General features: G+C 39.9%; 18 protein-coding genes. 11 read left to right on the top strand and 7 right to left on the bottom strand.

All coding sequences use genetic code 11. From position 1 onward, the window contains the following. Positions 1 to 38 precede the first annotated feature (38 nt). The 3 genes from tilS to AACZ88_RS01950 all read left to right on the top strand — a co-directional run bounded on the left by tilS (position 39) and on the right by AACZ88_RS01950 (position 5,274). Positions 39 to 1,343 (top strand): tRNA lysidine(34) synthetase TilS, encoded by a 1,305-nt coding sequence (tilS, locus tag AACZ88_RS01960; protein WP_339705405.1) that lies wholly within the window; start codon positions 39 to 41, stop codon positions 1,341 to 1,343. Then, positions 1,343 to 3,322, top strand: a complete 1,980-nt coding sequence (locus AACZ88_RS01955) for a cytochrome c biogenesis protein CcdA (RefSeq protein WP_339705402.1) — start codon at positions 1,343 to 1,345, stop codon at positions 3,320 to 3,322. The genes tilS and AACZ88_RS01955 overlap by 1 nt, the downstream gene beginning before the upstream one ends. A gap of 89 nt (positions 3,323 to 3,411) precedes the next feature. Continuing rightward, on the top strand, positions 3,412 to 5,274 hold the full coding sequence (locus AACZ88_RS01950; RefSeq protein ID WP_339705399.1) for a CocE/NonD family hydrolase: 1,863 nt from the start codon (positions 3,412 to 3,414) through the stop codon (positions 5,272 to 5,274). A gap of 151 nt (positions 5,275 to 5,425) precedes the next feature. On the opposite strand, the gene AACZ88_RS01945 is transcribed toward AACZ88_RS01950, so the two are convergent. Continuing rightward, positions 5,426 to 6,667 (bottom strand): hypothetical protein, encoded by a 1,242-nt coding sequence (locus tag AACZ88_RS01945; RefSeq protein ID WP_339705396.1) that lies wholly within the window; start codon positions 6,665 to 6,667, stop codon positions 5,426 to 5,428. Positions 6,668 to 6,857: 190 nt separating this feature from the next. Between AACZ88_RS01945 and AACZ88_RS01940 the strand changes: the two genes are divergently transcribed. The 5 genes from AACZ88_RS01940 (at position 6,858) to AACZ88_RS01920 (ending at position 13,989) form a co-directional block, all read left to right on the top strand. After that, complete coding sequence (locus AACZ88_RS01940; protein ID WP_339705393.1) at positions 6,858 to 9,266, top strand: penicillin acylase family protein; 2,409 nt, start codon at positions 6,858 to 6,860, stop codon at positions 9,264 to 9,266. An 82-nt stretch (positions 9,267 to 9,348) separates the two neighbouring features. Further along, positions 9,349 to 10,884 (top strand): YifB family Mg chelatase-like AAA ATPase, encoded by a 1,536-nt coding sequence (locus tag AACZ88_RS01935; protein ID WP_339705390.1) that lies wholly within the window; start codon positions 9,349 to 9,351, stop codon positions 10,882 to 10,884. A 51-nt stretch (positions 10,885 to 10,935) separates the two neighbouring features. Continuing rightward, positions 10,936 to 11,862, top strand: a complete 927-nt coding sequence (locus AACZ88_RS01930; RefSeq protein WP_339705387.1) for a hypothetical protein — start codon at positions 10,936 to 10,938, stop codon at positions 11,860 to 11,862. Between the two features lie 302 nt (positions 11,863 to 12,164). Beyond that, positions 12,165 to 13,004, top strand: a complete 840-nt coding sequence (locus tag AACZ88_RS01925; protein ID WP_339705384.1) for a hypothetical protein — start codon at positions 12,165 to 12,167, stop codon at positions 13,002 to 13,004. Positions 13,005 to 13,203: 199 nt separating this feature from the next. Further along, positions 13,204 to 13,989 (top strand): hypothetical protein, encoded by a 786-nt coding sequence (locus AACZ88_RS01920; RefSeq protein ID WP_339705381.1) that lies wholly within the window; start codon positions 13,204 to 13,206, stop codon positions 13,987 to 13,989. 451 nt (positions 13,990 to 14,440) lie between these two features. On the opposite strand, the gene AACZ88_RS01915 is transcribed toward AACZ88_RS01920, so the two are convergent. Beyond that, positions 14,441 to 14,839 (bottom strand): hypothetical protein, encoded by a 399-nt coding sequence (locus AACZ88_RS01915; protein WP_339705378.1) that lies wholly within the window; start codon positions 14,837 to 14,839, stop codon positions 14,441 to 14,443. Between the two features lie 437 nt (positions 14,840 to 15,276). Between AACZ88_RS01915 and AACZ88_RS01910 the strand changes: the two genes are divergently transcribed. Both AACZ88_RS01910 and AACZ88_RS01905 read left to right on the top strand, forming a co-directional pair. Beyond that, positions 15,277 to 17,961 (top strand): TIR domain-containing protein, encoded by a 2,685-nt coding sequence (locus tag AACZ88_RS01910; RefSeq protein WP_339705375.1) that lies wholly within the window; start codon positions 15,277 to 15,279, stop codon positions 17,959 to 17,961. A 188-nt stretch (positions 17,962 to 18,149) separates the two neighbouring features. Further along, the gene (locus AACZ88_RS01905; RefSeq protein ID WP_339705373.1) at positions 18,150 to 19,154 is read left to right on the top strand and encodes a sugar kinase; all 1,005 of its coding nucleotides are present in this window, start codon (positions 18,150 to 18,152) and stop codon (positions 19,152 to 19,154) included. Between the two features lie 62 nt (positions 19,155 to 19,216). Here the strand turns inward: AACZ88_RS01905 and AACZ88_RS01900 are convergent, their stop codons facing one another. The 3 genes from AACZ88_RS01900 to AACZ88_RS01890 all read right to left on the bottom strand — a co-directional run bounded on the left by AACZ88_RS01900 (position 19,217) and on the right by AACZ88_RS01890 (position 20,971). Beyond that, complete coding sequence (locus AACZ88_RS01900) at positions 19,217 to 19,540, bottom strand: hypothetical protein (protein WP_339705371.1); 324 nt, start codon at positions 19,538 to 19,540, stop codon at positions 19,217 to 19,219. Beyond that, a complete protein-coding gene (locus tag AACZ88_RS01895) occupies positions 19,527 to 19,952 on the bottom strand; it encodes a hypothetical protein (protein ID WP_339705369.1) in 426 nt (141 codons plus the stop codon). Before AACZ88_RS01895 ends, AACZ88_RS01900 begins: the two co-directional genes overlap by 14 nt. Before the next feature lie 473 nt (positions 19,953 to 20,425). Continuing rightward, positions 20,426 to 20,971, bottom strand: coding sequence for a hypothetical protein (locus AACZ88_RS01890; protein ID WP_339705367.1), 546 nt, complete (start codon positions 20,969 to 20,971; stop codon positions 20,426 to 20,428). Positions 20,972 to 21,448: 477 nt separating this feature from the next. Here AACZ88_RS01890 and AACZ88_RS01885 point away from each other — a divergent pair, with 477 nt between their 5' ends. Further along, positions 21,449 to 22,174 (top strand): hypothetical protein, encoded by a 726-nt coding sequence (locus AACZ88_RS01885; RefSeq protein WP_339705364.1) that lies wholly within the window; start codon positions 21,449 to 21,451, stop codon positions 22,172 to 22,174. A 112-nt stretch (positions 22,175 to 22,286) separates the two neighbouring features. Here the strand turns inward: AACZ88_RS01885 and AACZ88_RS01880 are convergent, their stop codons facing one another. Both AACZ88_RS01880 and AACZ88_RS01875 read right to left on the bottom strand, forming a co-directional pair. Further along, complete coding sequence (locus tag AACZ88_RS01880; RefSeq protein ID WP_339705361.1) at positions 22,287 to 24,527, bottom strand: polysaccharide lyase family 8 super-sandwich domain-containing protein; 2,241 nt, start codon at positions 24,525 to 24,527, stop codon at positions 22,287 to 22,289. Positions 24,528 to 24,633: 106 nt separating this feature from the next. Then, entirely contained in the window at positions 24,634 to 25,722 is a 1,089-nt protein-coding gene (locus tag AACZ88_RS01875) for a Gfo/Idh/MocA family oxidoreductase (RefSeq protein WP_339705358.1), read from the bottom strand. Positions 25,723 to 25,757 lie beyond the last annotated feature (35 nt).

Genomic DNA, 25,757 nt, shown 5'->3' with positions numbered 1-25,757 from the left:
AAATCTATAACCTCGCATTTCTTCCTTACTTTTGCAACATGTTAACGGATTTTAAAAAACATATCGAAACCAATTTCACCAACCTTTTTGGGAATAAGTTCCTACTGGCCTGTAGCGGTGGTGTCGATAGCATGGTCTTGGTCGATTTATGTCGTCAATGCAATCTTGACTTTGTTATTGCACATTGCAACTTTAGACTGCGTGGGGCGGCTAGTGATGGTGACGAGGCTTTAGTTAAGGAGGTTGGTAAAAGTGTTGGTAAAAAAATTTTGGTAACTCATTTTGATACAATTGGTTACATAAACAAAAATAAAGTTTCACTTCAAATAGCGGCCCGTGACCTCAGGTATCGCTGGTTTGCCGAATTGATGGAAGAAAAGGCGATAAATACCTTAGTGACGGCCCATCATGCCGATGATAATCTAGAAACTTTTATTATCAACCTGTCAAGAGGAACAGGTATTGCGGGGCTGACGGGAATACCTTCGAAAACGGATAGTATTTCTCGACCTTTGTTGCCTTTTTCCCGGGAAGAAATTTTGGCCTATGCCCGCAATCGAAATTTATCTTGGAGGGAAGATAGCAGCAATGCCGATACCAAATACCTGCGAAATAAAATACGGCACGAAATTGTACCGAGGCTCAAAGAGTTACACCCTAATTTTTTAAATAACTTCGAACTTACCCGAACACATTTATCAGATACCGCTAATCTCTTGGAAGATTATGCCGCTCGATTGAAAAATGAATTATTCGATAATCACAACGGAATTATTCGGGTAGCCCTGGAAAGGTTACTTCCATTAAAGCCAAGAAAAGCATATTTACATGCTCTATTTTCAGAATTTGGATTTAATGCTTGGGATGACATTTCCAATCTTATGACCGCAATGAGCGGAAAGGAAGTACTTTCTAAAACCCATCGTTTGGTTAAAGATCGTGATCACCTGCTGTTGACGGAAATCAGACCAATATCAAAGGAGGTTTATGTCATTGGAGCGAATGACGTAGATTTAATAAATCCGATTGATATGCGCATAACTGAAGTAGAAGCATTGGGTGAAATCGGACCAAAAATACTTTATGTAGATAAAGAAACGTTAAAGTATCCCTTGACCGTAAGAAAATGGAATGAAGGCGACTATTTTTACCCTTTGGGAATGCAAGGCAAAAAGAAATTGGCAAAGTTTTTCAAGGATGAAAAAATAGATGTGATCGCTAAACATAACCAATGGTTGCTTTGCTCCGGTGATGATATTGTATGGGTTATCGGAAAACGCCCTGACAATCGGTTTAAGGTTACGGAACGGACCAAAAATATTATAAAAATTATAGTAAACTAATGAAGTATATAACACTATTTATAGTTTTATTTATCAGTGTTTTACCAGTGTTGTCACAAGATGATGATAATCCAGTATTATGGTCACATGAATATCACAAGATTTCAGATACCGAATATGAGTTGATTATCAAAGGTGACATATTTGAGGGTTGGCATGTGTATTCTCAATTTACCGCGGAAGGCGGGTCGATGCCCAGTGAATTTACTTATGATAAGGCAGGTACCGATTATGAACTTATAGGAAAAACAGAAGAGAGTGAGACTATAACCGAATATGTTGAAGTTTTTGATGTTGATGAAACTTTTTTTAAAGATGAAGTGGTCTTTACCCAAAAGATACGCTTGCTCGATTCCAATATCCGCCAAATTGATGTAAACCTTTGGTATCAGGTTTGTAAAGAAGTCTGTATTCCAGTGGAGAAAGATTTTAGTTTTTCTTTGGATGGCGGTAGCGTTATAAAATCTGAAAAAGAGGTCGACGAGCGCAGTTTGGCGATGGGCAGAGCCTTAAAGCTAGATTTAAAGAACAAAACACTTTTGGCCGATTCCGTTGGGCAGGCGCTGGAAGCCAAATCTGGATTATGGGGTATTTTCGGACTAGGTTTTTTAGGGGGATTGATTGCCTTGCTTACACCATGTGTTTTTCCTATGATTCCGCTAACCGTTTCTTTTTTTACGAAGCATTCGCAAAAAAAGTCGAAAGGAGTAGCAAATGCCATTCTGTACGGCTTTTTCATTGTTTTAATATACTTTGTGCTGAGTTTGCCTTTTCACATCTTTGATTCGGTTGATTCACAAATTTTAAATACCATTGCGACCAATGTCTGGCTTAATATCATCTTTTTTATTGTTTTTGTGTTTTTTGCTTTTTCCTTTTTTGGGTATTATGAATTGACATTGCCCAGTTCTTGGGCCAATAAGATGGATGCGGCATCAAGCAAAGTCGGGGGTGGCTTTGGGATCTTTTTTATGGCGGTCACTTTGGCCATTGTTTCTTTTTCGTGTACGGGTCCTATTTTAGGCGGATTGTTGGGGAGTACGGTACTTGAGGAAGGTGATGTGGCGGTTAATCTTACAGCTGGTATGACCGGTTTTGGTGTAGCTTTGGCATTACCATTCGCCCTTTTCGCGCTTTTTCCGGCTTGGCTGAATTCATTGCCGAAATCCGGCGGATGGATGACTACCGTTAAAGTTGTTTTAGGCTTTTTAGAGTTGGCATTGGCGCTAAAATTCCTTTCAAATGCCGATTTGGTAGCACATTGGGGACTTTTAAAACGCGAGGTTTTTCTCGGTTTATGGATTTTGCTATTTATACTATTGACATTATACCTTTTCGGGGTATTTCGTTTTCCGCATGATGGTCCGAAGCAGCAATTATCAATGACTCGAAAAGGGGTAGGAGTAGTCAGTGCGGCATTCTCTTTATATTTGATTCTTGGCCTATTGCATATTTCCAATCTGAAATTATTAAGCGGATTCCCTCCGCCTGATTTTTATAGTATTCAAGAAACGGAAAGCGACTGCCCCTTAGGTATCGATTGCTTTAAAGACTTTGATGAGGGTATTGCCTATGCGAAGACAGTAAATAAACCCGTACTGCTCGACTTTACCGGATGGGCTTGTGTAAACTGCCGTAAAATGGAGGAGAATGTTTGGAGCGAGCCTGATATTTATCCGATTCTGAAAGAAGATTATGTGTTGATTTCGTTATATATCGATGACCGTAAAGAATTGCCAAAAGAGGAGCAATTTGATTTCAAGTTCGATTCGGGTCGCGTAAAAACCATTGAAACTGTGGGGGAAAAGTGGGGTACTTTTCAGACATTGAATTTTAATTCGGCCTCGCAGCCTTTTTACGTGCTATTATCGCCAAATCTTGAAGTGCTTAATACTTCGATACAGCGTACCGATAGCGATACCTACCGCGAATGGTTAAAAAGGGGTCTTGCGAAGTATAGGGAGCTTTCTATGAAGTAGGTGCCATACGAAACAATGACTGCCCGGCATTAGTTGATACCAGTTGGTATGTAAAGTGAACTAACATCAAGTTTTGAAAATTTAATTACATGCAGATGAAATATATTTTAATCTTATTCTTGACGATTTCATCGATTTCGTGCGCCCGAACACCATCTGAAAAAGCAGTTGATTACAATCCGAAAGATTATTATACCAAGCAAGAAGTGACTATTGCCATGCGCGATGGAATCAAATTGCACACAACGATATATTCCCCTAAAGACAGCTCGAAAAAATATCCAATACTGTTGTATCGTACCCCGTATAGTTGTCGACCGTATGGTGCTGATGCGTTTACTTCGGTCATTGGTCCGAACACAACCATGATGAAAGAAGGGAATATTGTCGTGTATCAAGATGTTCGCGGCAGATGGAACAGTGAAGGAATCTATGATAATGTTCGACCCTACAAACCGAACAAAAAAGGGAAGAAGGTCGATGAAGCATCTGATACCTATGATACGATTGATTGGCTGTTGGCTAATGTGGACAACCATAACGGAAATGTTGGGACATGGGGTATTTCGTATCCTGGTTTTTATGCTACCTATTCGCTGTTGAGTGGTCATCCGGCCCTAAAAGCAGTATCACCACAAGCCCCGATCGGTGACTTCTATTTTGACGATTTTCACCACAATGGAGCCTATTTGCTCAGTTATTGGAGGGCGACGGCTGTTTTTGGCTATATGAAAGATCGGCCTACAAAGGAAGCTTGGTACAAGTTCCCGGATTTGGGCACAGAAGACCAATACCAATTTTTTTTAGATGTAGGTCCGCTATCGAATCTGGATAAATATTATAAGGAAGACAATATTTTTTGGAATCAATTGAAGGAACATCCCGATTACGATAACTTTTGGAAAGAACGAGGCATCGTTCAGCATTTGAAGGATATCAAACCCGCCGTAATGGTTGTGGGGGGTTGGTTCGATGCAGAGGATTTATACGGTCCGTTGGAAACCTATGGGAATATTGAGGAAAATAGTAAAAATTACAACACCTTGGTCATGGGACCATGGAGTCATGGGGATTGGTCACGTTCTGACAAACGTCAGGCTGTGGGAAATGTCTATTTTGGAGATGACATCTCGAAATTTTATCAAGAGGAAATTGAAACAAAATTCTTTAACCATTTTCTAAAGGAAGAAGACGATAAAAATTTCGATTTACCGGAAGCCTATATGTTCGATACGGGTGTAAAGCAATGGAAAACCTTTGGTACATGGCCACCAAAGGAAATTAGAAAACACGCATATTCCTTACAACGAAATCAGCGGTTGTCGGCCATAGCAACAAGGGAGTATTCGTTTCAAGAATTTGTAAGCGACCCCAAAAAACCGGTTCCCTATTCTGAGGACATTAAAATGGTTTTTACGCCCAGAAAATATATGACCGATGACCAACGTTTTGCGGCCCGAAGGCCAGATGTCTTGGTTTTTGAGACAGAACCCTTAGAAAGTGCCATGACTTTTGTAGGTGACATCTTGGCGAAACTCAGAGTTTCAACAACAGGAACCGATGCCGATTGGGTGGTCAAATTGATTGACGTGTACCCACCCGACCATCCTGATTATGAAGAGACGCAAGACTATTTAAAAATGGGGAATTACCACCAAATGGTACGCAGTGAAGTGCTGCGGGGTCGGTACAGGAATGATTTTTCCATTCCCGAAGCCTTTGTGCCGAACAAAGAGACCCCCCTTGATATTAAGCTGCAAGACGTTTTTCATACCTTTAAAAAAGGACATAAAATTCAAATACAGGTACAAAGTACATGGTTCCCGTTTATTGATATCAATCCGCAGACATTTGTACCCAATATATTTTACGCCAAACCTGAAGATTTTCAGAAACAAACACATCGCGTTTATAACTCATCAACTATTGAATTTACAACTTTGGAAGAATAGGTCGGGAATCATCAAAATGTGCTGTTCTTGTGTTATATCCTTGAAAATTAAACATCTATTGTCGTTTTGCTAAAAAAAACTTCATCCCGAATTACCGGGATGAAGTAGTATAACCGTTTGATCTGTTTACCTCTGAACTGTACCTGTAATTTTAATAATAATACTCTTCTTCTTCGTCATCATCCTCTTCAACTTCTGACGACCATGGGCCATTTATGATTTCATCCAGTTTGTCAAGAAAGGCAGTATGAACCTCATGCTCGTCTAGGGCATGGCCACGAGAAAAGTAATGTCGATGTATTTTGCCATAGGCGAAGCCTTTACATGTTTTGCTACAGTTGTAAAACCCCTTCTGACCTAATTCGTACCCTTGTTTGGCAGCTTCCATACGTTGGTTGGGGGTACCATGGTGTCCATCATTGTCAAAAGAACAATCTCCTATATTGTAGAACAGGTCAAGAAATTGTTCGGCTCTTTTCCAGTTGTGTGTACCTCCCCTTTGGTGGGTAAGGTAGTAACCCGTAAAAAAATCGGCTTCCAATTCTGTTGTGCGCGTAGCTTCGGGTACATTATCTGCAGCCCCATTGGGATACCATGTTTCAAAATTGTTGAATTGAATTTGGTGCGCCCATTCATGGGATAGTATGCCACTCAAAATAACCCTTTTGTCAATACCCGTTTTAGCCATCAGTTCTATTATACCATCACCCAAGACAATAATATCGCCCTGGTCAAAATCGCCCTCCAATGCTATGGCAAAAGCATCGAACGACAAAAGTGGCGTCTCTACTAAGAACGTACTTTCGATATTTACATAATTGATAAAGAAGTCGGCATAATCAGCTGCTTCTGCCTCGTTAAGACCATACCAAAAGGTCAAAATTTCCACAATTTTATCAAAATTGTTCAGGGTGGCATTATGTTGTCCGCGTACGGATACCTCACGGCGCATTTTCCAAAATCGTTCGAGTTTCCATTTTAAGTAGTATACATAAAAGGTATATTGACCCTTTTCCCCGAAGTACTGATGACTGTTATCGGTCAGGGTGTATACAAAGTTCATCTCGGCATAGAGGCTATACCATTCAAGACCCAAACCATCTAAATTGCTTGCTATCGAGGCATTGATAACATCATCAAAGGGAGTAGGGGAACAGGCGCTGGGTTCAACGGCCTTGGCGATATCGAACGGAATATCATTGGTTCTGAAGCCATCCGGTAGATCAACGGCTAATAAGGGAACAGGATACTCACCTGGTTGTGTTAAACTAGTCTTTGCGTTGACAGTGGTCAAAATTTCGAGGTCGGCTTCATCGTTTTCCTTAGAACACGAGGCAAGTAGAATGCCTGTTAACGAGCCGAATAGGCAAAATCGGAGTAATTTTTTTTTCATAATAGTGTTTTTAGGTTCTTGAGTTGAAAATACAAAAAAATGTTAAAAATGTGTACGATAAAGACTATTAATACTTAAAACGTAAACCTACATGGTGTATGGATTTATTTTACTGAATTGAGCGTAAATAATCTGTAAGTTTGGTAACTCCCCTCTTGCAAAGAGTGAAATTTTAAATCATATTTGTTTTGTGAAAAAAATAAAAAAAATCGGGTGCTTAATACTGCTATTTGCAGTGCTGTGTCTAATTTCCATTGGGATAATGGCCTATTGGCTAAGTCCTGATTATGATGGGGAAGAAGAACTTCCGAATCTTACCGAAGAAGTAAATGTATACTATGATTCCTATGGAATTCCGCATATCTATGGCGCCAACGAAGAAGATGCTTTTCGGGCCTTGGGTTTTGTACATGCCCAAGATCGTTTATGGCAGATGGAACTTTTGCGTCGCATTGCAGGTGGAGGATTGTCAGAGGTCTTTGGTCAAGATTTAGTAAATACCGACAAATTTTTCTTGGCGTTAGGAATTGATGAGGCTTCAGAGCGAACCGTTTCCATGGTAAACTTATATGATAAAGAAATACAGTTGACCCAGGCGTATTTAGACGGGGTCAATCGCTTTATGGAAGAAGGTCCGACCCCGGTAGAGTTTTATCTGACCGGAGTTGAAAAGCGCCCTTTTGAATTAAAAGATGTCTATAACATAATCGGTTATATGGCTTTTAGTTTTGATACCGCACACAAGACCGATCCCTTGCTCACGAATATAAAGAATACGCTTGGTGCCGATTATCTTAATGATCTGGAGGCAGGCCTTGGGAAAAATGCTTTACGGATTCCCAATTACGAACCCAAAGAAGCAACGGTAACTGCGACAGACCTAACATCTGACGTGATGGAGTCTCTTGAAAAATTGGCTATTCCGCTCTTTACAGGTAGCAATGGTTGGGTATTAAGCCCTGAAAAAACGAAGAACAAGAAGGTTTTGTTCGCCAATGACCCACATATCAGCTTCTCACAGCCAACGGTCTGGTACGAAGCCCATGTAAGTACACCGACCTATGAGAAGTATGGCTATCATTTGGCAGGTGTGCCTTTTCCGATCTTGGCGCATAATCGTAAATTGGCGTATGGCCTGACGATGTTCAAGAATGACGATGTCGATTTTTATTTTGAGGAAACAAACCCCTCCGATACGACCCAATACCGAACGGGGAATGGATGGGAGAATTACCAAACGGTCGTTAAATCGATTAAAGTCAAAGATGCCGAAGATGTTCAATTCTCCTATAGAAAAACGGTCCATGGCCCGATAATGAACGGTTTAATCGATCAAATAGCCATTGAGCGGCCTATGGCTATGCGATGGGTGTATACTGAAAATGAGAATAGACTTATGAAAGGGTTGTATGGCATGTCCCATGCCCGAAATATGACCCAATTTCAAAATGCATTGCCCAACATACACGCTCCGGGTCTTAATATCATGTATGGCGATGCACAGGGCAATGTAGCCTGGTGGGCTACGGCCAAACTTTACGAAATTCCTGATAGTACAAATACGAAGTTGGTTTTTGAGAAGAATTCAGGACTTCCCTTAAATAAAAAATATCTTGATTTTTCAAAGAATCCGCATGCCATTAATCCTCCTTGGAACTACGTGTATTCAGCGAATAACGAACCTGATTCAATTGACGGAAGGTCATATCCCGGATATTATCTGCCTGAAAACAGGGCGAGACGTATGGTGCAGCTTTTGGAGCCAAAAAATGATTGGGACATGGCTTCGGTACGCGATATGATTACCGATGTAACTTCCGTGGTAAATACCGAGATAATCAACGATTTGGCGCGTCTGATGGAAGTAAAGAAACTTTCGCGTAAGCAAATCGATGCACTGGATAGCATTAATGCTTGGTCGGGAGCCTATGTTCTGGAAAGCTCCGAGGCCACACTTTACCATAGGTGGATGTATTATTTTTTAAAGAATACGTTTGAGGATGAATTGGGTGAAATAAGGTTCCAACAGCTTCTAGACACCCATTTTATGCAAAAACAGATTGCGCTTATGGCATCAAAAGCACATTCGATTTGGTGGGATAATGTTTCGACAAAAGATAAGGTCGAAACAAAGGAGCAAATCGTTCAAGCCTCCTTTATACAGGCATACGCTTCCCTCTCACAAGATTTTGGGGAAGATATGTCGAAATGGGCCTGGAAAAGGGTACATACCTTGGAGCATGGACACCCTATCGGGCAGATTGCAGCGCTGCGTTCCTTTTTTAATGTTGGACCCTTTCCTGTGGCCGGTACCCGTGAAGTTATCAACAACATGGCTTTTTCCTATGGACCGGAAAAGAAGTATGAAGTGAGTTATGGACCTTCTACGCGACGAGTCATTGATTTTTCCGACATTGAAAACAGTTACAGTATCTTGCCTACGGGGCAGTCGGGAAATCCGTTCAGCTCCCATTATAAAAATCAGGCCAAAATGTATGTAAAAGGCGAGTTCAGAAAGATGATGCTGAACAAAGAGGAAATAAGAAGTACTTCAAAATCTTTGCTTATCTTGAAACCGGTTCGAGCGACAAGCGAGTAGCTGAAAAAGCATTTTAAGAGGCCAACACTTAGATTTAATGGTTTTAATTGCTTTGGGTTAATATTGATCTAACATAAAAATCATGCTGACAAAAGTTTATGGTAGTTCCGTTTTTGGGGTGGAAGCCACCACGATAACCGTTGAAGTCAATGTTGATACGGGTGTGGGTTACCATTTAGTGGGTTTGCCCGATAATGCCATTAAAGAGAGTAATTATCGCATTGCCGCGGCACTTTTGAACAATGGATATCGTATTCCTGGTAAAAAAATTACCTTAAACCTGGCACCTGCCGATTTGAGAAAAGAAGGTTCTGCTTATGATCTTACCCTTGCTTTGGGTATTTTGACCGCCTCGAACCAAATACAGTCCACCGACATTGAAAAATACATCATTATGGGTGAGCTTTCCTTGGATGGAAGCCTGCAACCTATCAAAGGAGCCCTGCCGATTGCCTTAAAAGCCCAAAAAGAGGGGTTTGAAGGCTTTATTCTTCCCAAGGAAAATGCCAAGGAAGCTGCCATTGTCGATGGTCTTAAAGTTTATGGTGTCGAAAATATAGCCGAAGTTATTTCATTCTTCGATTCTGGTACGCCCCTCGAACAAACGATAGTAAATATTCAAGAGGAATTCTATAAAAATCTTGATTTCCCGGAATTTGATTTTTCCGATGTCAAAGGGCAGGAAAGTATCAAACGCTGTATGGAAATTGCCGCTGCCGGCGGACATAACATCATCTTGATAGGACCCCCCGGCGCAGGAAAAACCATGTTGGCCAAACGATTGCCCTCTATTTTACCGCCCATGACCTTGCAGGAGGCTTTGGAAACAACCAAAATACATAGTGTGGTCGGTAAGATTAAGAATATGGGACTGATGAGCCAACGTCCCTTTCGAAGTCCGCATCATACCATTAGTGACGTCGCCCTGGTGGGCGGGGGTGCCTATCCGCAACCCGGGGAAATTTCATTGTCGCACAATGGGGTTTTGTTTTTAGACGAATTGCCCGAATTTAAAAGGGGCGTTCTTGAAGTCATGCGGCAACCGCTCGAAGACCGTGAGGTTACCATTTCAAGGGCACGGTTTACCGTAACCTATCCCAGTAGTTTTATGTTGGTGGCGAGTATGAACCCGAGTCCTGGAGGGTATTTTAACGACCCCGATGCACCGGTAACTTCTTCCCCGGCTGAAATGCAGCGGTATTTAAGCAAAATATCAGGCCCTCTTTTAGATCGTATCGACATACATATCGAAGTGACCCCGGTACCCTTTGAAAAACTCTCTGAGGACCGTAAAGGGGAAGGCAGCGTCGCCATTCGTCAACGGGTAACCGAAGCACGGGAACTACAGACCCACCGTTTTGAGGGTTTGGAAAATGTACATTACAATGCCCAGATGAACTCCAAACAGATACGGCAATTCTGTAAACTCGATGAACCATCAAAATCGCTGTTAAAAAATGCCATGGAGCGGTTGAATCTTTCGGCACGCGCCTATGACCGAATCTTAAAAGTAGCCCGTACCATTGCCGACCTTGAAAACACCGAAGCATTGAATGGCAACCATATTAGTGAAGCCATTCAATACCGTAGTCTGGACAGAGAGGGATGGTTGGGGTGATTGGTAATTTTTATAAGTTAGATTTGTTAAAAGGATTTTGGAATTTTTGGAATGAAAAAAATGGTTGATTTTATTATTGATACTTGGTGGATTTGGTTGGCTACTATATTAGCGGGCTTATCCTTCCTTTTAATTAATCTCTATGCTCAAAAGAAGGCAAAAGAATCTGAGTTGAATATTAGCAAGACAATTGATTCTGCGGTACAAAAATCTGTTGATGAGACTATAGGTAAAATGCAATTACAGTTTGAAGAGGTCATTGATTCGTTAAAGACTAATTCGGAAAAGAACATGCGAGCGATTAATACTCAAGGTGAAACAATAATTGCTAATCTTAGTAAAAAATCACAGGAAGCTTCTGATGTTATTCAACAGAGTATTAGCAAAATAGAAAATGATACAGAAATTTTAGGTAATAGTTTATTATACAGATCGGCAGTATTAGTAGTAACGTTTAAGTTTGATACCAATGCTCAGCAAGGAGTCGATGTGATTAAAGTTAATGAGTTATTTGGAGTTTTTTTAAACAAGTTTACATCTTCTTTTAAAATCATTATGGATGAGGGGCGACTTAATTTCGAAACCGATCCGAGTGATTTCAAATACACTCAGAAATATGGAGCAGAAAGATTTAGCAACTCTTATCATCATTCCTATCAAAATTGTGCAACGGTAGGGGAGGACGCCGATATTATACGACATGAAGTGATGGTAAACTTTAAATTGGAGGCGACACAACGAACAGGAAAAATTTCTATTCAGAAAGGAAAAACCGCAAATCTTGTTTTAGATCCAAAAGGTGAATTTGTTAGGAAAAGGGAAATATTTTCTAATGATTTTGAGAAGAATTTGAACATAACGTGTTCGGAAGGATTACTAATTATAAATGGAAAGGAATATCAGTTAAATTTTCAGCAATTACTACCAAATTTCGTAGAAAACAGAACTATTCAGATTTTTAAATTTAAAATCGATTAATATCATACTTGCCTCTTGATGTGATTGTAAAGATTTTTTTAAGATGGTTTTTTTGAAATAATTTGTTATGATAAAAAAATTCTGAATTTAGCAATGTGCTAAAACGGGTAAGGCTACACAGTTAAAGCAGTGGCAAACCCCAGCCTAACGTTTGTATTAATAATAATTCGTGTTGGGTTCAAACTCTTTCTGTGCTTTACATATCTTTATGCGAGCAATGGCATTGATAGATCGGTTGTATATTTTCAATGCACCGTACTTCCATTTCATATAAATAATAGTATCGCCATTTTTAGTAAAATATGTTTTTATCCCTTTACCATTCTTCTGTTTGTTATCGTCTCAATGTGCTGATTTTCGTATTATTTTATTTAGCATGTGGATCGACCGATAGTATAGCGCAAGCCCCAATTTCACAGGCGAAGAATCTTTCGCAACAAAATCTAATTTCTGAACATGTGCTACCCCTTAAAAAAGTAACTATCAATTTGGTGATCGCCGGAATTAGGAGCATCGCAACCGACGCTACGGATTTTGCCCTACCCGGCAAACCCTTACATCTTAAGCCAGAGTATCCGGTTGCCCGTCAGATTGTCGACAATTATTACAAAAGCGAAAATAAAAATCCCGGTGGCCATTGCCTAACCATTAGCAAAAGCCGGTTTGCAAAAGCCTATAAAGATGTTTATGGGCATTCTTTCCGAGAAGACCTTCCCGAAGCGATTGCCACAAAAGAATTAACGCCACAACAAGTATTTCGTAACCTGTTCACTACTGCTACCAAATCAGATCCGGAATGGCGCAACCTCCCTCGTGAGTATAGGGCGAAAGGCAATGCGGGCGCTATTGCCCTAGCAGGTCTTGGAAAACTGATTGATACAGAGGGTATATGGAGCGGCAAACTGCGTCCTGGGGCCCTTGTACAAGTTTGGTGGCTGCGGGAAGATTATGAGAAAGTGCGTCGCGGTACCGAAGTTCAAAAATTTGACCCCTATGGACACTCCTTTGTTTTTTTAGGGTATGAACTTGACAGAATGGGCGCCATAAAGGGAATGAGGATTGCCGATCAGGGCTTTCAGAGCTACCGACCCTTGGTGCCACGGGATTATGAAGTCTGGTGGGGCGTCAATTTGCAGATATAAGTCTGCACTGTGAACCTTTCCCGATTTTAAGATTTCTTCGGTTCTATCCAATCTATTGAGATATTTTACGTTACTGTTGTATAGAACGGCATACAGAACCGACCCTTGCCCCAAGATTTTCAATATAATTTGAGAGGCAGGGGGTTTAGTGTTTTTGTTTAAAATAAGTACATCTTTTGCCAAATACCTGACATAATCTATGTTATTATTTCTCAGTTTTCTGTATTTCTTCGGTGGACTTCCGTCTGCGTCGAATGCTGCGGTTGATGTGTACGCGATGACAAACCATGTAACGATTGTGCCATATTCACAAACTTCCCGAACACTTGCGGTAAAAGGTCTTGAAATGCGCCAAGTGAATACTAACCCTGACTCCCTTACTTACGTAGCGGCCAAAGCACAGGTCGATTTTATTAGAATTCGGCTACGCAACGACTTTAAAGAAAATCGTATCGACATTGACAGTGTAAAACGCACTTTTGGTAAACATTTGACCGATCAGATTATTCCCTATTGGTACGGAACGGGTTGGAGCTTCAGCGGTCATACCGCAGTGCCCAAAAAGGGCAAAATTGCCTGTGGATACTTTATATCGACCACCCTTAAGGATATGGGGCTGAATTTAAACCGGTATAAGTTGGCGCAAAAATCACCTCTAGACGAAGCAAAAGCGCTAAGTTGTGGTACGGAAATTATCACTATCGCACATGAAGATCCGAACCAGGCCTTGGCGGAAATTAAAGGATACATACATCAAGGGGTATATTTTATAGGATTTGACACGGGCCATGTGGGCTTTTTGGTCAAGAAAAAAGAACAACTCCTCTTGGTGCACTCCAATTACCTGGCACCGGTCTCTGTATGCGTCGAACCGTTGGAAACAGCAAGGGTATTCAAAACTTTTAAAAAATTTCATTTAGTGGATATCTCTAACAACGAAAGGCTTATTCAAAAATGGTTGAACAATGATGTTGTGTTACGATAGGATATCGCTGTTATGACAATATGGAATCATTTTATATCCCATTTGAACCGAATGTAGAGCCCCAATGAAAGGTATATATTAGTAGGGCGTTTTTTCCACACTGTCGGGCCAACACCTTGACGGTATTTTCATAAGACCTCCATTATCATCAACGTTTTAGAAAAACGGATGCTTTAAACGGCAACCATAGCAGCGAGGCGATTCAATATCGCATTCTGGATCGAGAAGGATGGCTGGTGTAATCGCATTGTGGAGGTTGTAAATTAAGAATCGCTGAAAAATATCATTTTGATAAGATGGACCTTTTAAACTACAATAATTTGTCTCTTTTAAACTTCTGATTTAGTGTAAAAGCATATGTTTTTTCATTCGTTTTCCAGTTATTGATATCCGTAAAGAAATCAATCATCAATTTTGTACCTCTAAATGCGGTTAAAAAACCAATAGAACATCATTTACAGGTAAAAGGAAGGGTGTAGTTCCGTAAATTACTGGGTATTTTGTTAGAAAAAAAAGATATCCATTCCGCTGAATCTTCGTCTAAGTGATTTATTTGATCTATGGAATATTTAAACGATTTCTCAAAAACAGGGGCTTCGATTTGGTTTTCTGGGTCTAGACTGCCATCCCATAGGCTTCCGTTAGCACTTTCGGCATGTAAATAAATCGTATGCTCATATGTTTTTACACCGATATCCTTCTTTGAGTTTGGTTCAACCACGAACCATCCGGCAGCTTTTTTTGATCCGTCGGAATCTAGGTACAAGGCGGCGACCGAAATGGTCTCATTGCAACGGTTATGAATAGTTATGTTGTGATACTTTACTTCCCTTTTTTCATCCACACTCATTGTATGAGAGGTTTTGAGTGCTATAGGAAGATTAAATTGTTTTTGTATTGGAATATTTTGAATACAAAAAACAAGGAGTATAAAAAATGATAAATTTTTCATGATAAGTATTAGGAACGATTAAAAAACAGAGCGTGCGGCCTTTTCAAAAATAGAGAAAATACCAAGGTCCGCTTAAATTTTTACCATTGTTTTTTTCTGAACCTTAAGTGCGGGAGCATTCCAATATTTGCGTTCAGATGGTGAAGGTTGGTTATGATAACTTATAAAAATAGGGCAACAACAAATCTAAAGAATTCGATTTCATATGAAACCGTTACAACATTATTTTATATTTTCGATAAGATAAGGAAAATTTGAAAAAATTAGGGAAAAAGGTAAGCTTTTAGCTACAATTATCGATAGTATTTTCCTGAAAATGAGCAATTTATCAACGAATGCATCGGAAGAGAAATATTTTTTTGATTTATGCCAGCCAAGATAATGAGCTGCTGCTTTATCTTTTGGATTATTTGAAGCCATTAGAAGAAAAATTCAATGTAGCTATTTGGCATGATGATCCTATTTATCCCGAACAACAGTGGAAACCCAAAAATGCATCACGATTAAATGAATCCGATATTTTCCTTCTCTTGATCAGCAATGCTTTTATGCATTCAGAATTTATCAAGCAAGATGTATTCAAAATGATTATTGAGCAAAACAGAGCGGGCAAGTCTATGACCATTCCCCTACTTCTTGATGATTGTTTATGGGATATTGATTTTGAATTCGATAACTACAATTTTAGTTTGAAAGAACTAGAGGTTTTACCGGTAGGGGAGAAACCAATTAGGGACTGGAATTCCGCAGATCTTGCTTTTATACAGGTTGTTGACTATTTAAAAAAGGTGATTCCTTCAATTGCCGGGAGTGCTGACCGGATAAAAACTAAAAAGAAGACATTGACTATCAAAAAGATAGAGCAAATAGCGCTAAATTTTTCCGAAGAGAAAGATGTCAATGTTATAAATCAAGGGGATAAAGGGTTTAGGGAAGAAGCTGAAGGCGATACGAGAGTTGAAGAAGAGCGAAAAGTAAAAGAAGAGGTAAAAGTCAAAAAGGAAGTAGCCGAGAAAGGCCGTGATGAGATAGCGGAACCGGAAAGAAAGTCCGAACAGGAAAAAAGATTAGGAGAAGATATTGCGACGCAGCGAAGAGTCATAAAACGAAATCGCCTTACGGGATATAATTATCGATTTAAAACTGGAAAAGTGGCCGAGGCCAAAGAAGTTACGATAGAAGAAAAGTGGGAGGATGAGGAAACAAAAGCCCAAATTAGAGTAGCGTTGAAAAGTCGCGATGAAATAGCAAAATCCGGAAGTGAGTCGGAACAGCAAAAAAGGCTAAGGGAAGATGTTGCGTTACAGGAAAGGGCCATAAGAAAAAATCGCCTCTCAGTATATAACTATCGATTTAAAATCGCAAAATCGGTAGAGGTCAAAGAAGTACCTGTCGAGGAAAATCGGGATAATGAAGCGGTAAAAGCCAAAAAAGAAGTAGTGGAAGAAAGCCGCTATGAAATAGTAGAATCCGAAGACAGAATTAAACCTGGAAAAAGTCAGGTAGAAGATGTTACGGTACAGGGAAGAGTCATTAGAAAGAAGCGCCTCTCAGCATATAATTATCGATTCAAAAGCGCAAAAGCGGTCGGTGCCAAAGAAATACCTGTGGCGGAAAAGTGGGATAATGAAGCGGTAAAAGCCAAAAAGGAAGTAGTGGAAGAAAGCCGCTATGAAATAGTGAAGCCCGAAATCGAAACCAAGTCAGGAGAAAAACTACGAGAAGTGGTTGCGATGTTTAAAGGTGTCATGAAAAAAACTGGCATCGCCATAGCAAGTGTTTTTCAATATAAAAATGCGAAAGCGGTCGGTGCCAAAGAAATACCAGTGGCGGAAAATGGGGAGAATGAAGCGGTAAAAACCAAAAAGGAGGTAGTGGGGGAAAACCGCTATGAATTAGCGAAGTCCGAAATCGAAACCAAGTCAAGAGAAAAACTACGAGAAGTGGTTGCGATGTTTAAAGGAGTCATGAAAAAAACCGGCTCCGTCATAGGAAGTGTATTTCGATTTAAAAGTATAAAAGCGATCGAGGCCAAAGAAGTACCTGTAGCCGAAAATTCGGGGAATGAAGAGGCAAAAGTCGAAAGCGAGTCCGACTTTGGTAAAAAGCTGGAAGAGGTTGTTGCGATGTTTAAAGGAGTCATGAAAAAAACCGGCTCCGCCATAGGAAGTGTTTTGCAATTTAAAGGCGTTAAAGCGGTTGAGGTCAAAGAAGTTCCTGTAGCGGAAGATTTGGGGAATGAAGAGGCAAAAGTCGAAAGCGAGTCCAACTTTGGGAAAAAGCTGGAAGAGGTTGTTGAGATACTGAAAAGAGTTGTTGAAAAAGCTAACTTCTTCGTACGTAACTATCAATTTAAATCGGCAACAGATACCCCTTCAGACCCTAAAAAGAACAAAAACATAATTGAAAAAAGAAAAATCCGCCTTGTATTCTTTATGGCGGCCCTTGTTACGTGTAGCCTGTTGATTTATATATTTTCGGGAAATTCTGAAAAAGAATCATCCAACTCACCTGAAATTGAGGCAACTGAAGTAGATTCTGAAAAAGAGTCAACCAACTTATCTGAAATTGAGGCAGGTGGAGTAGCTTCTGAAACAGCAACCGAAACTACGATTGATACTGAGGAGCAGGGAGAATCTTTTTCAAAACTAGCTATTGGCGACACTTATGCGGGAGGAATTGTTTTTGCAATTGACCAATCGGGTAAAAAGGGTAAGGTAGCCTATCATAAAGATGCTGGGCCAATGCCCTGGAAGAACGCCATGAGTATTCATGAGCAGTTAGGTGAGGGTTGGAGGTTGCCAACACTGAATGAGTTGCGATTACTTTATCGAACTATTGGGCAGGGTGCAGCGAATACTGGTCAATTCGCCGATAAATTGTATTGGAGTGCCACCTCTTACGATGCAAACCAGGCACGGCTTTTACGCTTTAGTGATGGTAATACATCGTTCCATTACAATAAGAAAGTTGCACATCGAAGATTTCATGTCAGGGCAATTCGTGATTTCGAACAATAGCCTGCCTATTTATTATTCTGATTCGAAAGTCTCCAAAGTCTAGACAATAAGTGATGTGGGCTCATATGTTGCCCTTTATTGGTAAACGGAAGAGGCGGTGAACGGGTAAAAATACAAAAACAAGATTTTTTTAAAATAAACACCTATAATTGATCCCTCCTTTGGTAATTTAGGCTTAAAACTAAGGCATGGGGCAAATTATAACATTCGGTGAAGTTTTGATGCGCATTTCACCTAGAAGCAATAAAAAGTTTATACAATCAAACATTGTCGAATTTTACTTCGGGGGCACAGAATTGAATGTAGGTATTTCCATTGCCAATTTCGGTGGAGATGTAAAACATATAAGTGCAGTTTCCGATGATTTTATAGGAGAAACCGCCATTTCGTATATAAGGAAATTTGGGGTAGACACTTCTTCAATAACTTTTTCAAAACGCCCATTAGGGGTTTATTTCTTAGAGGTTGGGGCGGTCATGAGACCGAGTGCTATTTCTTATAACAGATCGCATTCGGCATTTTCTGAAATTGTACCCGAAAAAGTGAATTGGGAACAGGCTCTTGAAAATGGGGAATGGGTGCATTGGACGGGCATCACCCCGGCCTTGTCCCAAGGTGCTTTTGATGTTCTCAAGGAAGGATTAAAATTAGCAAGGCAAAAAGGACTAGCCGTTTCTGCAGATCCCACTTACCGCAGTGGTTTATGGAAGTATGGGCAAGACCCCAAAGAAGCCTTAATAGAATTACTTAATTATTCCACCATTTTTATAGGAGGTATCAATGAAATCAATGAAGTACTTGGAACGGAGTTCGGTTATAGCAACGATGATTTTCTTGAAGCTAGTAAACTATTGATGGAAACCTTTCCTACAATTGAAAAAGTGTTCGATAAAATTAGAACATCATTAAATTCCTCTTGGCATAAAATAAGGGCTAGAATGTGGAACGGTACTGAATTCAGGGAGACACAAGATTTGGATATTACTCATGTTGTTGACCGTATAGGAACCGGAGATGCGTTTGCCGCTGGTTTGATTTATGGTTTACAACAGTACGATGATTATAATGCACTAGAGTTTGCAAGTGCTGCTTGTGCCTTAAAACACACCTATGAGGGTGATGTTAATCTAACGACAGTCAAAGAGGTAACTGGTATACTGGCAGGCAATACCACAGGAAGGTTTGTTAGGTAGAAAATTTAGCGGTTGGCTATGATAATTGAGGAATATCTCGTTTACGGTAGATATACTGAAACTTAATAATCCTTGGCCAGATGAATATTCCCCAAACTTAAAAGGTGGTTTCGTAGCGCCAGATAATACATCTCCCTGTTTTCTGGAGTGTCTTCTGAACGGTCTTTGAGTAGTAAGTGATAAGACAGGGTTTCGTCACAGCAAAAACCTTCTAAATCACTATAATTTTTAGATTGAAAACGTTCGACCGCATCGGTGAAGTCGTAGGCGAACGAGTCTTGATTGTTTATAAGAGATATTATGGCATTTATTTTTTGTGTCATGCTTACCAAACGTTTACCCGCTTGGGTCAAAAAACTGACCCGTGTGCCATTATATTCCTTCATTGGTATTGTTTTTAAAAAAGTTAATAATCAATAAAATACTAAGAATCACTACCAGACCCAATTTTATGCTTATGCCATTTAGAACAGCGGAACTTTTTTGATTTGTAAAAATGATGACGAGTTGATAAAGACTTAAAAAAACAGGTATAAGCAAAGCGAAACGGTAAGGTTTGCCTATTGCGAGTTTGTAGGCTATCAACCAAGCAATATGAATGGAGAGATACATACCGGTCGACCACAAAAAAGCATTCCAACTAGAGTAGCCCAAAACTCCACCTTCGGGTAGGTTTGGAAAAAGATTATGCAAATAGGGCAGCAATGAGACTAAAATAATTCCCACTGCCACCCATAAGTGCTTTGTTGACGTTTTAGTCCACGTCTTGGTCTTTGATTTCGTCTTTTCTAATTGCATCCTGATAAAGCTGGTCGTCTTGTGCCGTATTATCAACGCACGATGTTAAACCCATTGTGAATACACCAATCAAAGTAAGTAAAACAAGTTTTGAAACTTTCATAATAAAAATATTTAAGGTTTATATTAACCTTAAACTAGAAAAGTTTTCGCTATAAGATTGTTTTACAGATGGTTGTTATTCACAAATAATATCTTTTTATTAACATTTAATTTCTTACGCAAATATAATAAATGTATTTATTACAAGAGAAATGAGCCAGAAAGTTTTAATATTTAACATATTAAAGGCTTATATGACCCCTTTTTAATAAGAAAATCAAGTTGCTAGGTCGTAGTAAGTCGACTAATGGAAAGTTATTTTTAAGATGAGATTCTTCGGCTATAATGTTTGTTTGAATAGCATGCTCGAATTTTTCATTCTTTTAAAATATCAGTATGCATGAACTATTGGGGCAAGAACCCTACTTATATTAAAACCCGGCTATAATATCTATCTTTTCTTCAAGAACCTTCCTTCTTTTTAGTAGGTTTTTTTGCTCTTCCGCCAGTTGAAGTTGCTTCTTTTTAAGAGCCTTTAATTCAACCTGCAAAGCCGTCGCTTCAGGTGTAGGTTCTATTGCTGGGCTATTGGAATCATTTTCTTTATCTGGGTTGTTTTGGGTAAAGAGGTCTAACTGGTTGATTACATCTTGAGTGTTTTCCAGTGCTTTTTTTGTGTAATGACGCCCCATATCCCAATCATCTTGGTCAACTGCCTTTTCTAGATTATCCAGCCCATTGGCAATAGCTTCCAATGCTGGTTCGCATCCGCATGTTTCGGCCAATTTTTGAGTTTTCTCCAATGCTTCCAGTGCCCTAGTGGCGTAGTATTTTTGATGTTCAAAATTGTTGGAACTCATTGATTTTTTAGTATGACTTAAAACATACGAGGCAGAAGAATAAGTGTTGTCACAGTTCGCCGATACAAATACAATGGTAAGTAGAAAAATAACCGATAATAATGATTTCTTGCACATAGGAGCAGGTTTAGTTTATGTAAGATTTGGGAGTGTAAGAAAAGCCAACTTTCTTGAAATAGGAAAAATATGTGGTAAAGGGGGTGACTTTTGTGGTCAACGTTCGATTTTAAATGGGCATTGTTTTTTATAGTACATTATTTTGATTAATGTTTAAGATGAATTTACAGTCGTAGAGGTGTATGGTATTTATTTTATAACCTACTGAAAATAAAGTGTTAAATTGGATTTTGCTTCTGTTGTATATACGGTTTTCCTAGTGAAATTGTAAATATTATTAGGAAAATACCTGTTAAAACACTGTTTCAGCAACAAACACGCCAGCACGGACCATTTATACATTATCGCCTTAAATTTTGTAGTCCATTATTTACATTTGTTTTATACTATTTGAATAGATACAGAATTCTTGCTAGCGGATTTTTCTTCCTGTCGATCAAATAAAAAAATCAATTTTAATCTTTAAATTTTAGAAAAATGAAACGTATAAATATTTTTAAAACATTCGCCATCTTATTGGTAGGAAGCCTTTTTGTTGTAGCATGTGAAAAATCGGAAGGGGCAATCGATTTACCGGAAAAGGAAAATCAAGAGGAGGGATTTACCAGTACTACGGGCAACAATGATTCGGTAACTGAGGACACTTCTGATGCATTATCGCCAGTATTGCAAATGCAGTATGATGCTTCTATGAGTAGGGAAGAAGTAGAGGCTTCATTTGATTTAGCCGTAGCAAAGTATATCAAAGAGAATGGAAAAGCTGATAAAAGTACCGAATGGTATTACAAGGTACAAACCTATACGGGTACACAATCTCACAATGATACCGACGGCAGCGTTTGGGCAAGGGTGAATTTTTTGACTGATCGGGGGCATCGGCATTTAAGCTGGATGAAGTTGGATCATGCTTGGCCGTATAATGACCATGAAGGAGGTTGGGGTACCTATCTTTTTAAGTCACCCATTCAGAATCCATCAATAGGTTGGTTAGAAGCCGAAAGTGCAACTTTGGCTTTGGGTGGTACCGACGGTTGGTATGTTCGCTATTTTGACATACATGTGTATACTAGCGATCAAACCGCAACCGCATCGGGAGGCACCCATATTATCTCTGATCCCGAGGTATGGTTGGATAATTCGACATCGAGTGGTTGGGACTATTACAGTACGGGTAACGTAGGTTACGGTAGGCTGAATTTTTAGTTCGTAGAACTACAAAGTCAAAAAAGCGCGGTCCAATTCGGTCGCGCTTTTTTGATTATAGGATTTTATTTAAACAGCAATAAGTTCTTCTTACCGAAGAATTTCATACGTGCTATAATTCTATGGTCACGCTTTTACCGGCATCGACACCTTGAGGCAAATCAATTGCTATTTCCGTTATTTCTTCCTTTTTATTCCAAGTTGTTTTGAAATTTTCGCCTTGCTTTTTTACCTTCCTGGAAATAGAAATATGCATCTTACCCAATTCGCGGTTGGGATCTGAAACTGAAATGGCATTCACGCCATTCGGGTCGGTCTTGATCATCACGATTCCCGGGCTATCTGCTGCTAACCGTAAATCTTTATTGATGGCAACGGCGCCGGCCTTATAGAAAACGGCTTGGAAAATGTTCAGTCCGGAATTTCTGACGGCCTGTATTTCCGGCGTATTTGAAACTATGGTAATTCGATTTTTAGAACTGTTTTGTTTTAATTTTTCAATCGAGGTAGCCGGCACTACAATATACGCATATGATGCATCGGACGGTCTGACCCCATGGTCAAGCCACAGCTTAAAAACATCAAGTTTTACTTCACCTTTCGGGGAATCGGCCTGTTTGTTGATTTTCCACCATGATCCAGTAGCCTCATTGTTTTTTATATGCACCTTGGTCGGTTTCGGAAAAACATAGCCAATTTTGTCTTGGAACACCCAGTCTATGTTTTCATAGGCTCTGTCATTTTTTTTAATGACCGTTGGCATGTTGTTCATTGAAACAGTCACATCGTCACGAAGTAAGCATTGATTTAGTGTTGTCGCTACTCCGACCTTATTTTCATACGAAATACCTGCGCCCAAGGCCACATACTCCTCATCGAAAAAGAACCATGACTTTCGTGCGGCGAGCGTATCGTGCTGACTTTCAAAATCAAATGCAACAGCAGCATATTCACCATCGGTAACTGCTCCGACAAATTCGGTAGATCCTCGTTTCTTAATTTGTTCAGGGGCTTGCATTTCTTGTTTTTGAACGATGGTCGCACCCGGTATTTTTTGATAATCATAAACGGGCCAAATATCGAAATACTCATCTCCCGTACGCGAAATATGGTTTGTTCCATCTCCTCGGTAATGGTTCAATAACCCTTCACTATTATAAGGGCTCTCCATATTATGGTTACGGGTGGAATACATTCTAATGGAAGTGAAAAAATCTGGACGCTGAAAAGAAAAATGCTCTGAATGCCTATAAAATGTTGCATGTGAGGTAGTAGGTTTTATTCCTTTGTCCCTGATAGCAATGATTTCCTGAAGTTCTTTTTTTCTATAGGATGATGTAAGCAATAACCCTTTGGCCATAGCAGAACCATAGGGGTGAAGTGAACCTTCGCGACTCATACTACGATTTTTGGCGCCGGCATCGGGATACTTCCCAAAAACAGCCGTTTTACAGATACCATCTAAAAAGTAGTCGATCAAGTGTGCTAGTTTTTCATCGGAAAAGCTATATTCGGTGTCAGCGGTATAGACGGCCCATTCCACAAAAGCACTGGCATAACTCAAACCATAAGATAGGGTATTGTTCACCCCATCTTGACGGTGATGAAAACTGTTGTCATACTGAATTCCACGTCCACCGGCGGACCGATTTTCAAATCCCCCCGGGTCATGACGGAAACCATAACCATATTTCATACCGATCCATTCGACGTTTTTTATTTCATTTTCGATTACCTTGATAACTACATCGAATTGCGTGTTATTATTTAAGAAAAGCATGTTTTTCGCTTCAATGCCAGCAATTTTGATACGGTCTCCCCCAGGTCGGGCACCTTGTGCATCAATATTGGCCCTACCGATTAAAGGTTGTGTCTTTTCGACCAGCGTAGGAGGCAATTCCTCACCGATGACCAGCATTAAGGCGACCAGAATGTTTGGGATCCCAATTTGGTTATACCACCAATTATCACAGATGTAATCGTTGTCTACCCAATTTTTCAATGCTTTTTCTATAATTTCCTTGACCCGTTTGCTCTTATAAAATTTTGAGTTTTCGGTTTTATAGGCCTTTGCCAATGATAACATATTGCTGGCATGAATACGATGTAGAAATCCCTCACGAGAAACGTCATCATAGTCAATATTAGGCCAAGTTCCATCCTCTCGAAAAGTAGTGATTACCGATTCGATTTGTTTATCTGTGCTATAAGACTCCATTAGTCTGAGAACAATTCTTTCCTTGATGCGCTCAATATCCGTTTGTGCGGTGACCAATGAATTTCCTATAATGAACAGAAGAAAAACTAATTTGAAGTTGATTTTTGGGTGAGAGGTTAACGTATGTTGGGTCATTTATTTTTTTAATGATTAATGGGTAAACGATAAGAAGTAGTAAGGGTAATCTGATGCGAGAGGGGTATCGGTTATTCTTGTCATCGAATACTTTTGAGTAAGAGTATTATATTTTTACAATACAATTGGCATTCGCAGATTTATAAATTGCTTCTACCACGCGAATGTCGCGCAACCCTTCCTCTCCGGGAACGAGTAAATCAGTTTTATTCATTAGGGCAGCTGCATCTTCATCCATTTGCTTGGCTTGCTGACTTTCGATAGAAAAATTGATTTCGGTGCCGTTTGACATGCTTCCTTTATTGCCTCTATAGGAGGAATGTGGCTCCATTTTAAGCCACCCTTTTTCATAATTGACCTGAAGGTGATTCATTCGAATACCAAAACTGGTCTGACACGAGGCCCGGGCACCGCTAGGAAATTCGAGTTGAAACATCATAGTTTCCTCAACTTCATGATAGACTTCCGGACGGGTCGTTGAAGCTTGTGCGAGCACAGAAATAGGTTCTTCCCCGGTAGCTAATCGAGCACCTTGCAATGCATAAACACCCATATCACCCATCGCGCCACCACCTAAGTTCTTTTTTTGTTTCCAATGGTCGGTTCTTCCGTCAAAATATCCAGCGGCCGAAGTAATCATTTTAACTTTTCCAAAGGGTTTTTCTTTCCCCACCTTCATATAAGCTTGAATATTTGGGTCGTGCTGGCATCGGTAACCTATAGCGAGTTTCACTTTATTATCATTACACGCCTTTATCATAGCCTCACAATCGGCAACGGAAGGGGCCATTGGTTTTTCGCACCAAATATGCTTGCCCGCATTAGCACCACGTACAGTATATTCGGCGTGCATAGAGGGAGGGAGAACTACGTAGATGACATCGATATCAGCGTTATTGGCAATAGTGTCAAAATTTTGATAATTGTAGATGTTTTTATCGGCAATGCCGTATTTCTCCTTCCATACCGGAATTTTTTCAGGGCTTCCAGTGACAATTCCCTTGAGTTCACAATTTTTGGTCAATTGTAAGGCAGGGGCAAGTAGGTCGGTACTATAATACCCTAAACCCACTAGCGCAACGCCCAACTTTTCTTTTTTGGGCCTGGTGGCCGACAACAGCACATGCGGTGAAAAAGCGGATACTGCGGCAACAATTCCAGATTTTTGTAGAAATACACGTCTTTGGTTTTTCATGACTTTGAGATTTAGCGTAGAAATTACAATAATTT

Source organism: uncultured Kriegella sp. (genome assembly GCF_963975415.1).
Taxonomy (GTDB): Bacteria; Bacteroidota; Bacteroidia; order Flavobacteriales; family Flavobacteriaceae; genus Kriegella.
This window is presented reverse-complemented; position numbering and strand designations above follow the sequence as displayed.

What these genes read in the sequence shown, in the direction of transcription:
- tilS (WP_339705405.1), top strand. Translation starts at nt 39, where the DNA reads ATGTTAACGGATTTTAAAAAACATATCGAAACCAATTTCACCAACCTT.
- AACZ88_RS01955 (WP_339705402.1), top strand. Translation starts at nt 1,343, where the DNA reads ATGAAGTATATAACACTATTTATAGTTTTATTTATCAGTGTTTTACCA.
- AACZ88_RS01950 (WP_339705399.1), top strand. Translation starts at nt 3,412, where the DNA reads ATGCAGATGAAATATATTTTAATCTTATTCTTGACGATTTCATCGATT.
- AACZ88_RS01945 (WP_339705396.1), bottom strand. Translation starts at nt 6,667, where the DNA reads ATGAAAAAAAAATTACTCCGATTTTGCCTATTCGGCTCGTTAACAGGC.
- AACZ88_RS01935 (WP_339705390.1), top strand. Translation starts at nt 9,349, where the DNA reads ATGCTGACAAAAGTTTATGGTAGTTCCGTTTTTGGGGTGGAAGCCACC.
- AACZ88_RS01930 (WP_339705387.1), top strand. Translation starts at nt 10,936, where the DNA reads ATGAAAAAAATGGTTGATTTTATTATTGATACTTGGTGGATTTGGTTG.
- AACZ88_RS01925 (WP_339705384.1), top strand. Translation starts at nt 12,165, where the DNA reads ATGTTTTTATCCCTTTACCATTCTTCTGTTTGTTATCGTCTCAATGTG.
- AACZ88_RS01920 (WP_339705381.1), top strand. Translation starts at nt 13,204, where the DNA reads ATGTTATTATTTCTCAGTTTTCTGTATTTCTTCGGTGGACTTCCGTCT.
- AACZ88_RS01915 (WP_339705378.1), bottom strand. Translation starts at nt 14,839, where the DNA reads ATGAGTGTGGATGAAAAAAGGGAAGTAAAGTATCACAACATAACTATT.
- AACZ88_RS01910 (WP_339705375.1), top strand. Translation starts at nt 15,277, where the DNA reads ATGCATCGGAAGAGAAATATTTTTTTGATTTATGCCAGCCAAGATAAT.
- AACZ88_RS01905 (WP_339705373.1), top strand. Translation starts at nt 18,150, where the DNA reads ATGGGGCAAATTATAACATTCGGTGAAGTTTTGATGCGCATTTCACCT.
- AACZ88_RS01900 (WP_339705371.1), bottom strand. Translation starts at nt 19,540, where the DNA reads ATGAAGGAATATAATGGCACACGGGTCAGTTTTTTGACCCAAGCGGGT.
- AACZ88_RS01895 (WP_339705369.1), bottom strand. Translation starts at nt 19,952, where the DNA reads ATGCAATTAGAAAAGACGAAATCAAAGACCAAGACGTGGACTAAAACG.
- AACZ88_RS01890 (WP_339705367.1), bottom strand. Translation starts at nt 20,971, where the DNA reads ATGTGCAAGAAATCATTATTATCGGTTATTTTTCTACTTACCATTGTA.
- AACZ88_RS01885 (WP_339705364.1), top strand. Translation starts at nt 21,449, where the DNA reads ATGAAACGTATAAATATTTTTAAAACATTCGCCATCTTATTGGTAGGA.
- AACZ88_RS01880 (WP_339705361.1), bottom strand. Translation starts at nt 24,527, where the DNA reads ATGACCCAACATACGTTAACCTCTCACCCAAAAATCAACTTCAAATTA.
- AACZ88_RS01875 (WP_339705358.1), bottom strand. Translation starts at nt 25,722, where the DNA reads ATGAAAAACCAAAGACGTGTATTTCTACAAAAATCTGGAATTGTTGCC.